This is a genomic window from Adonisia turfae CCMR0081, assembly GCF_011009555.1.
Lineage (GTDB): Bacteria > Cyanobacteriota > Cyanobacteriia > Phormidesmidales > Phormidesmidaceae > Leptothoe > Leptothoe turfae.
Map to the genome: position 1 here is coordinate 4044965 of NZ_QXHD01000004.1, position 11038 is coordinate 4056002.

Below are 11038 nucleotides of genomic sequence, written 5' to 3' on the forward strand. Positions count from 1 at the left end.
GGCTGGGGGGGATGGGAACGGAGAGACCCAGGGGTGGGCTCCGTTGGCAGCGGCATTTTGCCAACAACTTCCACTGAAACCGCTTCTACAATTAAGGGCTTCTCCGCCATGGTGAAGCCGTAGCGCTGGTGGTAATCTCGCTCAAACTGGGCCTGCATCGTGGATAAATCTCCAAAGGCCACGATCAGCGCTGAGTCGGTGCCCTGATACCGAATATGCACCTTGGGTAGGATCTCAATGCGGTCATCGGCAACCTTCTGGCGTTTTACCTCGGCAACCGCAGGGGCCGTGATCCCAGTTAGTTTGTCTTCCAGGTCCGGCAGCAAACTAGCGACTAAAGGTTGTTCTATCGCTGCCTGGCGTAGGGCTCGCAGGTCGGCCAGCCCCATGCCATAGGCCGACAACACACCGGCCAGGGGGTGAATAAAAATCTGTCGCATGCCCAGGGCATCGGCAATCAGGCAGGCATGTTGCCCAGCCGCTGCCCCAAAGCAGGACAGGGTGTACTCTGACACGTCATGGCCCTGCTGCACTGAGATTTTTTTGATGGCATTGGCCATGTTCTCAACGGCAATGGCCAGAAAGCCAGCTGCCACTTGCTCGGGCGATCGCACATCACCGGTCGCCTGGTGAATCTGTTCAGTCAGATCTGCAAACATTTGTTGGACAACTTCGCGATCCAGGGACTGATTTCCCTCAGGGCCAAACACCTGGGGGAAAAATTCCGGCTGGATTTTGCCCAGCATAACGTTGCAGTCGGTAACGGTGAGGCAGCCGCCTTTGCGATAGCAGGCTGGCCCCGGATTAGCGCCAGCAGAGTCTGGCCCCACCCGATAGCGGGCTCCGTCAAAATGCAAAATGGAGCCCCCACCGGCTGCCACCGTATGGATTGCCATCATCGGTGCCTTGATGCGAACACCTGCCACTTCTGACTCAAATACCCGTTCGTATTCACCGTTGTAGTGGGAGACATCGGTGGAGGTGCCGCCCATGTCGAAGCCGATGATTTTGTGGAGATTTGCGATCGCACTCGTCTGTACCACCCCCACCACACCGCCAGCGGGTCCCGAGAGAATACTGTCTTTGCCCCGAAACAGATGGGCATCGGTCAGCCCCCCATTGGACTGCATAAACATCAGCTGGGGACCTTGGTTAGGCTCTGTTTGAGTAGTGTTCTTACCGTCTGAATTATCTGTGCCCACGGCACCCAGCTCCAACGCCACCCGATCGATATAGCGCTTCAAAATCGGCGATAGGTAAGCATCTACCATGGTGGTGTCCCCCCGGCTGACCAGTTTCATTAGGGGGCTAACTTCGTGGGACACTGAAATCTGCGTAAAGCCAATGTCCTTGGCTAGGGCCGCGATCTGATGCTCATGATCGGGGTAACGATAGCCATGCATCAGCACAATGGCACAGGAATGAATACCCGCATCATAGGCCCGTTGCAGTTGGGGCAGCAGCGACTCCGTTTCAACCGGCAATAGCTCCTCGCCCTGGGCGCTATAGCGTTCCTCCACCTCGATCACCTGCTCGTAGAGCATTTCTGGCAGCACGATCTGGCGGGCAAAAATGTCAGGTCGATTCTGATAGCCGATGCGCAGTGCATCTCTAAAGCCTTGGGTAATGACCAGTAGGGTGCGATCGCCCTTGCGCTCCAGTAGAGCATTCGTGGCCACCGTGGTGCCCATCTTCACCACACCAATTTGCTCGGTGGGCAGCGGCTGTCCTGCTGCAATCCCTAAAATATCCCGAATGCCTTGCAGCGGCGCATCCACATATCGTTCTGGGTTTTCCGATAGCAGCTTATGAATAACCAACCCCCCATCGGGTCGCTGGGCTACCAAATCAGTAAATGTGCCCCCTCGATCAATCCAGAATTGCCAGCGATTTCCAGAATTAGATAACTTTTCCATGGGGACAACTACACACAGGCCAAAGGCTATGGTATCGAGTTCTGCTCTGGGGTAAAAGACATCAACCCATAAAATCAGCCCACAAAATCAGCCAACAAACTGTTCGATTAGTTGCTGAATCCGCTGATAGTGAGCCCCTTTCCAATAGAGCTGACAACAGCTCTGACATTCAAAAAATTCATCATAGGAAAGCCGAGTGAAATGGGGCAGCCGATGTTCAATCAGTTGTTTTTCGACCGAGTGTAGCAAACCATTACAGCTGGGACAGCGCTGAAAAGGGGCGACTGCTGCATAAAGGCTAAAGCGCTTCAATAATTCATGCACCTGTTTTTTAGGATCATGCGATCGCACCCAGTAACCATAGGTGACAATGCTCCGCTTGAGCAGGCCGATGTCGCGCGTGAGTAAAATGCGTTCTTCCTGGCTAGAGATTTGGGCCAGTGTGCCATCGTCATAATTATTTTGGTACAGCGTGTCGAACCCTAACAATCGTAGGTAGCTGGCCAATTTACCTAAATGGACATCCAGCACAAAGCGTTGCTCTGCCAGCGGTTGAGGCCGAACATAAGAAACGATGTCTATCTCTAGCGACTCGTAGTGAGGATAAACGCTGATACGGTCGTCATCGTGCAAAAGATACGCAAAACTAACAGACTGATCATTCGCTAAAATCAGCTCAATTTCTGGATGGGGTACCCCCAGGGCTTCAATGGCATCTTTAATAGACGCTCGATCTTTTACAGTGTGAGAAAATGCTTTGTGCCTGCGGGCAGGGGGCAGAAAATCATTTAAGCTGCCATGGAAATGAAATACTGCCTGGGGCATTTTCTACCTGTGCATCGTCACCTCTTAAAATTTTGCCAGGTTTCAAGGCATTGCGATCGCGCCGAGCAGTTATCACCACAGGACAACATTATAAAAGTTGACGGCGTTAACATAATTAACGAAAATAGGAGTCTGCCTGAGAATTTTCAAACTCAAGGTTTATATGGCGACAAAAAAGAGCTATCACCATGGAGATTTACGACGGGCATTGCTAGATTCTGCCCTGGCAATTATTACGGAGCAGGATATATCTGCCCTATCTTTACGGCAGGTGGCTCGTCGGGCTGGGGTATCCCACACAGCTCCGTATCGTCATTTTGCTGATAAAGAAGCGCTGCTAGCCGCCGTCGCCGAAGAAGGTTTTCGGGAGTTTAGTCGCTACTTGGAGCAGGCTAGAGATGCTGAATCGACTCCGCTGGCCCAGCTACAGGCAACGGGAATCGCCTATGTTGAATATGCTCTACGCTACCCCACCCACTATCAGGTGATGTTTGGCAGTTACTGTGCAGATGCAGATGCGTTTCCTTCGTTAACAACAACGGCTAATAAGTCTTTTCAAATTTTGGTGGATATTATTGCGGATGGTCAGGCGGCTCAGGAAATGCAGCCTGGCGAGCCACGACTATTGGCGTTGGCCAATTGGTCGTTGGTTCATGGTTTGGCGATGCTGCTGCTGGATAATCGCTTAGGGATTGAAGGGGATGCGGTTAAACCGCTGATTGAGAACACATTACAGCTGATACAGCAAGGAGTAGCGCTGTAACGTTCCCTTTACCAACGTTAACTAAGCTGATGTGAAGTATGGCTGGCATCGATGGCTTGAAATCGCTGAATCGAAAACGGTTCGATTTCTAAGGAACTCTTTTGATTCAAAATCAGCTCTGACATGATGCGCCCGACAACGGGTGAAAGTTGGAAGCCATGGGCCGAGAACCCAAAGGCATGATAAACATTAGGGACTTTTCCACTGGCACTAATGACGGGAATACGATCGGGCATAAAGGCTTCCAGGCCTGCCCATGTCCTGACAATTCGCACACCTGCCATTCTAGGAAACAGCTCTACAACGGTGCGGCTACTTTCAGAGAGTTTGAAGAAATCAATCTCTGTTCTCTCGTTAACCATGTCATGGTCAGCCAAATAAGCCCCTCCAATCAATACAGTGCCGTTTTGCATCTGCTTAAACGACAACTTACGGGACGCTACGCCGACCACCAGTTCGAGAAAAGGGGGTAACCGCTCAGTCACCATCATCATTGGAGCTCCCACCTTGAGCGGGACGGGTTCATCTAAATAGTCACACACCTGCCCTGCCCAGGCCCCTGCACAGTTGACCAGGATAGGTGCGTCCAATTTAGCTTGCTCTGACATCACACGCCAACGATCTCCCATCCGTTCTATCCCCGTCACACGGCAGCCTGTTCGATACTCTACTCCCAAGGACTCGGCCTTGCGGCGAAAAGCAGTGAGGGCGTGATAGGGTCGGGCAAAGCCGTCACCAGCGGTATACAGTCCACCCACACAGTGGGGAGCCAGAGCAGGGGCCAGTGTGTAGAGGTGTTCGCGATCAATCAGCTGTTCATGGTCAAACCCCAGGGCACAGACCATAGCTGCGCGTTCTTTGAGTTTCTCCAGATCAGCGGCATTTTCCGCCACCCGCACCTGGCCGCTGAGTTTTACGTCACAATCACTGCCCACCAGGGAATAGATATCTCGCCACATTCTGGCGGCAACAACCGCGAGGGGAATCTCCGCCGGATGACGATTCAATCGACGTAAACCGCCTGCGTTCACACCAGATGCATGGCGGCCAGGGCTATCTTTTTCTACGACGATGACCCGTTGTCCGGCCATGGCCAGGTGTAGCGCTGTTGAGGATCCAATCAACCCCCCACCAATAATTACAACATCAACCGTCATGCTTCTGTTCCTGTCAAATTAGCCAGCTGGTCAATGGTCATGGGCCTGATCGGCGGGCGAATGCGAAAGGGAGCATAGTCTGAGACGGGACGCTGGTGAGCGGCTGCAACAATGTGGGCTACGGTCGAGGCACACTGTCTTCCTTGACAAGGCCCCATGCCACAGCGGAGATAATATTTCACTTGATTGGGATCACCATGGCCTTCTCGCACCGTTTGGCGGATTTGCCCAGCTGAAATCTCTTCACAACGGCAGACCAGAGTGTCATCATCGGCGGGAATAAGCAGGGACTCCGGTAAGCGGTACAGGGCTTCTAGAAAAGGGCGTACCCTTAAATCTTGCTGCCGCCAGTTGAGATCATCCTGGCCCTGGCGATCGCGCTGTTGCTCACTGATGAGGCCCAACGCCCGAGCAGCTTCTAGGGCGGCTAATCGGCCACTATGTTCGGCGCTGCGGGCACCCCCAATGCCGGCGTTATCACCCACAACGGCGATCCCCGGCACAGTGGTCGTTCCCCACGGCGTTACTTGGGGTCGCCAACACTGTTGCCCCGCATCCCAGATATGGTGGCAACCAGCGGCCTGGGTCAGATTTGTTCTAGGAATCACCCCAAAATGGACCAAGAGACTGTCTGTGGGGATGGTTTCTCGCCGACGAATGCCAAGGCTATTCCAGCCGTACTCTACCGTTTGAATGTGTTTGTCCCCCTGAGCTTGTAGGTGAGAAACCCCATAGTAGATGGGGATGCCCGCTGCATTGAGATCCAGGGTGTATTTTAATCCACGGCTAATGTAGTTACCGGCCCCTAATGCCTTCGGTAAGCGCGGTGCAGCCCGCCACAGGTTGGTTCCAGGCGAGAGTTCTAGAATCGCTTTTACCGGTATGCCAGCCCGCTGGTATTGCCAAGCCACCAGTAGGGGTAACGGACCCACACCGGCGATGACCGTGCCATTGGCGGGGACCACACCAGCGGTTTTCAGCAAGATTTGGGCCGCCCCTGCATTCATCACCCCCGGCAAGGTCCAGCCGGGAAACGCTACTGGTCGCTCCATCGCACCGCTGGCAACAATCACAGACTCCGCTTGAATAATAGATGCTTGATCATTGTGCAGGATGCCAACCTGGTGACGAGCATTTAATAGCCAAACGGTGGTGTTGGGTAAATAGTGGGCTCCACTAGTCTGAAATGCGGCTACCAGGTCAGCGCCGTGTTGATAATCGGCTCCGAGTAATGTGGCGCGGTTTGTGGGGGCATTTGCGATCGCACGATAAATTTGTCCACCGGGCGATGGCTGCTCATCGAGCACCACCACATCTAAGCCTAAATTCGCCGCCGTTGTTGCTGCAACAAGTCCCCCCGGTCCAGCCCCAATCACCACCAGCTGATAAGATTTACGCATTATCTCCTCCCACCCCCTGTTGACGACGAATCGTCATCCCTTCTGCCACCTGTACCTGACAGGCTTGACGGTTGGGCAAGCCATCAATTTCCATCAAACACTCAAAGCACACCCCCATCATGCATAACGGTGCCCGAGGTGCCCCTGATAAAGAGGTGGTGCGGGTATAGTCCAACCCATGTACTAAAACAGCTGCCGCCACGGTTTCCCCCACTGGGACTTGAACAGCTTCACCTTCAATCGTTACCGTGACGGTTTCATCTGTTAAGTTATTCAGACGCTTAAACATAGTTGCGTTGCCCGGTCTTAGTATCAGCGTTTCAGTTTCGATTTCAAATCAGGATGTTCGAATACCATACTCTGTTGTAGATCGAGTTGAGTGCCCTGCTGGTTCTCCCTAGCTCGGTTGAACATGGCGGTGGCAATGGCAACATCAATATAGGCCAAACCAACGGCATTGAAATAGATTCGCTCTGACTCCGATTCACGCCCTGGTTTCTTGCCAGAGACTAACTCGTGTAGATCAGCATGGATATGGCTGGCGTTAATCAGCCCCTCTTTATACATTCGGCTTAATGTCTGGGTGCGGTGGGTCACGGTTTCCCAATCGTCGCAGACGATCTTATCGGCCTGTAATGCCACCTCAAACTCATCCTCCCAGCCCCCCACATGGCTATAGAAGGCACCGGGTTTCATCCAGGCTGCTTTGAGCAGAGGGGCCTGGGCACTGGTGGCGGTCACCAGAATATCAGCATCCTCCATGGCTTGTTGCGCATTAGTGTTTGTGGATACAAACTCCATCTCTGGATACAGGGGTGAGAGTTCAGCAATAAACTGCTCCTCATGGGCTACCAAGTAAGCGGCGACTCGACACTGCGTTAGACCAGGGCACACAGCTTTCATCGCGATTAAATGCATTTTTGCCTGTTCCCCGGCCCCAATAAAACCAATCACTGCAGAATCGGGACGGGCTAAATGCTTGGCAGCAATCCCCCCCATGGCTGCAACCCGCATATTTGAGGCGAGAGTTCCTTCCATAACACAGATAGGAAACCCTGTTTCAATTTCCGAAAGGATAAAAATAGCCGATAAATTTTGCTGGTCGTGCTGACTGGGATTCAGGGGAAAGACCGAAACCCATTTAACGCCGCAGACCTTTTCATCTAATAGCGTTGCCGGTAAACAATTAATCCGTTCTTGGGTAGCTTGATTAAAAATCTGGACAATTTTCTCAGGAAAAATGACATGATGTCTTTCAAATTCAAACATGCCTTTTTCGGCGATATCCATCACCATCTGCATATCTAAACATCCGGCATTAAGCAGATCTTCCTGAGATAGATAGGTGAAGCTAAGGTGGTGTTTGTAACTCATAAATGTGGTTTCCTAAAACGTGTTATCAAATTTGTTTGATAACAACTCAATGGAGTTTAAATAGAGACAATCTCAACCCAAAAATAACTCGAATGGCCTTGAAAGCAGTTACCTCTTTTCCTGGATTCACAAACTACTGATCGCATGATGGTTACCGTGTATGGGAAACCATGTTGATACTTCTATCTGAAGCCTAAGGAATAACAGCTCAACATAAAAATTTTAAATCTAATCAGAGCATTGTCAGCTTTTTTGTTACATCTCTAAAGTAACGAAAAGTCAAACCATGGGTACGATGCCACTCACTCTGAGTTTATCCAGGCCATTCACAATGAACAACATAATAGGTTACAGCAATAACAGCTATGCTTGTAGCAACCCTGAGAGGGTGGAATGTCGGTTAAAGATTCCACCCATCTAGTTTCTATGAATTCTTATGCACTCTTCTTATGGAATTTGGCATTAGCTAAAGAGAAGAGTTTTCTTAAAAATAACGATAACTTACTGGGATGCCGTAGGAGTTCAAAAATGGACTGGCCAACTGTCAAGCAGAATTTCCATATTAGAACTCTGCCATAGCCAATATCAGATAATCTGGCATACATTGCTGGTTTGTCTTCATATCGGAAACGATTGCGGGTTGAGGTATCTTGGATAAACCAATGATCTCCCAAGGCACAAACAACGTAAGGAATGGCCGTTAGCAATACAGAACCATAAAGAGCGCAGTAAGCTGTCATATAGGTTTGCACTGAAAAATTATCCATACCCTCGGGCCAAGATGTCAGTGAATCTTGAACCACAGAGGTTCGATAAATTAAGGCTGTTGTTAGAGTGACTCCACCCTGATGCTGAAGCAGACATTTACTAAACAGAGATTTACCATCGGTAGCAAAAACATCTTCCTTAATGCGATAGCACTGCTCATAAGCCACAATATCTTGAGCAAAATTTTTGGCCGCATGATTCAGCACGATAAGGGTTAAGTCAGGCTTTTCAGAAAGATGCTTAATGATATAGCCTAAGGTCTCTGGTCTTAATCGATCATCGTCACTAACTACCCAGACAAATTTCCCTTTCGCCTGTTCTATGCAATATTCAATATTTCTAATAGGTCCTAAATTAGATGGCTGACGATGATTTGTGAATTTTACATTAGAGAACTGGGGACACCATTTCTCGATTACCCTTTGAGTCTCATCACTGGAGGCATTGTCGGAAATAAGAATCTCGACAGAACTCTCTAGTCGATGAATAGCCTCATTCAACCAAGCCATTTGCTGGTCTAATAGAGAGGCACGATTATAGGTAGGTATCGCGATTGTTAAAAGCTTAGACATGTTGTCGAAAAAATGAATTACTAAAAGCTCTGGACAGTGAAAAGTTCTTGTTGTGGATAAACTTAGAAATCAGTCAGTAAAGCCCTGATTCCTCGCTAACGTTCAGCAGATTGGTTGGTTTTTCGATAGATTTTCGATAGATTACCTAATGGTCGAAAGGCCATAGTTTTACTGAAAATCGTTTTCTACCAGCTTTGAAGTAGGCACATACTTGGTCTTTTAAGATCTTTCTATTCGGACGTACCCTTTGTAAATCGAGGTATTGGGCTTGAGTTTTACTCCTAGATGGAAGAACTTGACCAACAAGAGAAAACTTCGCACTGTCCAGTATCAGCTCACTAACTCATTAAAAACAGATCGACTCCATATATTGAAGAGAGTGATATAAAATCTTTACATCAGAGAACTTTTCAACAATCTAAAAAGTCAACAGCTCTACTGCACCAAAACCTTAGTAGAGTAGTTCTTCCAGAAACTCACATTAGTCAAAAAAATAAAATTTCTATTACCTGCGTCGAGTACTGAAACCTCTACACACCAAAGGTTGAATTATTCAAAAAGCTCTACCCGTTAAAACTAAACTCTGTTGTGAGACAGCAAATCAGGGTAGCCCCTTTTAGGAAAAAAAGGATAAGAAAAGTGGATCAGAGAGATCCTCTGGAGACCGATAAAGCATCCTTAGAGAATCGACTCTACCCTCAGTCACAAGATGTCTTGTTCTATACCTGCGTGTCCAAGCTGTCACCCTGAGTCTATGAGTTTCAATGGGCAAGCCATCATGGCAAACAGAACCATAAATACCGGGATTGTGGATGTCAGTTTGTCCTGAATCCTCAGTGGCATCACTGCACCCAGGAGCAACGAGACCTGATTGACCGCTTTCTTCTGGAGTGGATTTCCCTGGCGCGTTCAGACGACTGCATCCAACGCTATGGCAATCGGAAAGCCAATACCGTTGCCACCCAAGTAGAGGTAACCAGCAAGCCAAAAAAACGCCTAACGGTTCAAAGGGAGGAATTATGGTCTTTTGTCGATAATAAAGGTAATGAACAATGGGTGTGGTTAGCCTTAGATGTCAAGACGCGTGAGAACATGGGGGCCTATGTCGGTGACCGTAGTGGAGAGTCAGCTCAGGCCATATGGATGTCCCTACCAGCCATCTATCGACAATGTGCTGTGATTTACACCGATCGGTTGAGTTCCTATCCAGTGGCTTTACCCAGCAAACGTCATCATCCTATAGACAAGGATGGTGGCTATACCAGCTATATTGAGCGATTTAAAGATACGATGCAGCAGCGGGTATCTCGATTGGTGCGCAAAATGTTACCCTTCTCGAAAAAGCTCAAAAATCATATTGCTGTAATTTGGTATTTTATCAACCACTACAACGAGCAATTACGCGCAAATAAGAGTATTAGGCCTCTTCTTCACCATCCTCTCCTTAATAGCGCTACCTAAATCAGCTTTATTAAGTCTCTCGTTGATTTTCTCTAGATCTAGCTTGCAGAAAGCTTTTTTGTGATGCTTCATGACATGTTACATAAGTGACTGTTTTACCAAAAGAAGTCGATGGTAACACCTAAGCATTAACACTGCGTTTAGAGTGAAAATACTTGTTATCGTCGTAGAGAGATTATGGCAGATCAAATACTCTGAATTGATGATGGGGGTGTAATTTATTTTAACTTCACATAAACAATAAATTTGTGTGAGAATCCTAGCTGGCTGACAAAAGCCTGTTAAGGATGCTGCAAACAGCACGACAATGGGCTGTTAGACGCTGTAATAACGATTTGGACCATGTTGCTGTAGGGCGAAGTGTGCCCGATGATTGTGAGGAGTGAGGACAGGAGACCATGCCTAAAATAGACATATCAAAACGTCCCTATCCGCTTGCCACGGGGCCAAAACGGAATGGACAACGCATTGTTGGCATTGACCTAGGTTTCACTTTGTGGGTAGATACTTGGTAGTGGTGGCCTAGAATACCGAAATATGGTGGGATACTTTGTTGGCTATGTTTTCGATTGAATTGGGGGTGGGAGTACGCCAATGACTGCGGCATCAATGTCTTTATCAATCATGCCAAAGTTGAGCATCAGGTGGGCCATGGCGCGATTACGATGACCAGTGGCCCGCTCTGAAATAAATGTGGGCATGTCAATAAAGGTGTGGTATAGCTCCATAACACCACAGGTTGGGGACTTTGCTAGCAGCTATTATCCCTCAACAGCATCCATAGCATTCTCTTTAGCTATCC

9 protein-coding genes and 1 pseudogene are annotated in these 11038 nt (G+C 48.9%); 2 read left to right on the forward strand and 8 right to left on the reverse strand.

All coding sequences use genetic code 11. From position 1 onward, the window contains the following. On the reverse strand, positions 1-1916 hold a 1916-nt coding region (locus tag DXZ20_RS21465), incomplete at its 3' end, for a hydantoinase/oxoprolinase family protein (RefSeq protein WP_284681689.1). A gap of 87 nt (positions 1917-2003) precedes the next feature. Continuing rightward, complete coding sequence (locus DXZ20_RS21470) at positions 2004-2741, reverse strand: Mut7-C RNAse domain-containing protein (protein ID WP_163700566.1); 738 nt, start codon at positions 2739-2741, stop codon at positions 2004-2006. 163 nt (positions 2742-2904) lie between these two features. On the opposite strand from DXZ20_RS21470, the gene DXZ20_RS21475 reads away from it, so the two are divergent. Then, positions 2905-3504 carry a TetR/AcrR family transcriptional regulator gene (locus tag DXZ20_RS21475; protein ID WP_163700569.1) on the forward strand — a complete coding sequence of 200 codons (600 nt, stop codon included), beginning with the start codon at positions 2905-2907 and terminating at the stop codon, positions 3502-3504. A gap of 17 nt (positions 3505-3521) precedes the next feature. On the opposite strand, the gene DXZ20_RS21480 is transcribed toward DXZ20_RS21475, so the two are convergent. The 5 genes from DXZ20_RS21480 to DXZ20_RS21500 all read right to left on the reverse strand — a co-directional run bounded on the left by DXZ20_RS21480 (position 3522) and on the right by DXZ20_RS21500 (position 8775). After that, the gene (locus DXZ20_RS21480; protein WP_163700573.1) at positions 3522-4661 is read right to left on the reverse strand and encodes an NAD(P)/FAD-dependent oxidoreductase; all 1140 of its coding nucleotides are present in this window, start codon (positions 4659-4661) and stop codon (positions 3522-3524) included. Further along, a complete protein-coding gene (locus DXZ20_RS21485; RefSeq protein WP_163700578.1) occupies positions 4658-6061 on the reverse strand; it encodes an FAD-dependent oxidoreductase in 1404 nt (467 codons plus the stop codon). Before DXZ20_RS21485 ends, DXZ20_RS21480 begins: the two co-directional genes overlap by 4 nt. Then, the gene (locus tag DXZ20_RS21490; protein WP_163659589.1) at positions 6054-6350 is read right to left on the reverse strand and encodes a (2Fe-2S)-binding protein; all 297 of its coding nucleotides are present in this window, start codon (positions 6348-6350) and stop codon (positions 6054-6056) included. The genes DXZ20_RS21485 and DXZ20_RS21490 overlap by 8 nt, the downstream gene beginning before the upstream one ends. 23 nt (positions 6351-6373) lie before the next feature. Next, positions 6374-7435 carry an ornithine cyclodeaminase family protein gene (locus DXZ20_RS21495; protein ID WP_163700581.1) on the reverse strand — a complete coding sequence of 354 codons (1062 nt, stop codon included), beginning with the start codon at positions 7433-7435 and terminating at the stop codon, positions 6374-6376. A 434-nt stretch (positions 7436-7869) separates the two neighbouring features. Further along, entirely contained in the window at positions 7870-8775 is a 906-nt protein-coding gene (locus DXZ20_RS21500; protein ID WP_163700583.1) for a glycosyltransferase family 2 protein, read from the reverse strand. A gap of 709 nt (positions 8776-9484) precedes the next feature. Between DXZ20_RS21500 and DXZ20_RS21505 the strand changes: the two genes are divergently transcribed. Then, positions 9485-10236, forward strand: a protein-coding gene (locus tag DXZ20_RS21505; protein WP_431732086.1) for an IS1 family transposase whose coding sequence is annotated in 2 segments (ribosomal slippage) — positions 9485-9545 and positions 9545-10236 — 753 coding nt in all. Because the reading frame shifts where the segments join, the coding sequence is not laid out codon by codon here. Positions 10237-10832: 596 nt separating this feature from the next. Here DXZ20_RS21505 and DXZ20_RS21510 read toward each other — a convergent pair. Then, positions 10833-10955, reverse strand: a pseudogene (locus DXZ20_RS21510) (glutaminase A); the annotation flags it as partial. Between the last annotated feature and the right edge of the window lie 83 nt (positions 10956-11038).

Coding starts and splice junctions, on each gene's coding strand:
- DXZ20_RS21485 (WP_163700578.1), bottom strand. CDS start 6,061: ATGCGTAAATCTTATCAGCTGGTGGTGATTGGGGCTGGACCGGGGGGA.
- DXZ20_RS21495 (WP_163700581.1), bottom strand. CDS start 7,435: ATGAGTTACAAACACCACCTTAGCTTCACCTATCTATCTCAGGAAGAT.
- DXZ20_RS21475 (WP_163700569.1), top strand. CDS start 2,905: ATGGCGACAAAAAAGAGCTATCACCATGGAGATTTACGACGGGCATTG.
- DXZ20_RS21500 (WP_163700583.1), bottom strand. CDS start 8,775: ATGTCTAAGCTTTTAACAATCGCGATACCTACCTATAATCGTGCCTCT.
- DXZ20_RS21480 (WP_163700573.1), bottom strand. CDS start 4,661: ATGACGGTTGATGTTGTAATTATTGGTGGGGGGTTGATTGGATCCTCA.
- DXZ20_RS21490 (WP_163659589.1), bottom strand. CDS start 6,350: ATGTTTAAGCGTCTGAATAACTTAACAGATGAAACCGTCACGGTAACG.
- DXZ20_RS21470 (WP_163700566.1), bottom strand. CDS start 2,741: ATGCCCCAGGCAGTATTTCATTTCCATGGCAGCTTAAATGATTTTCTG.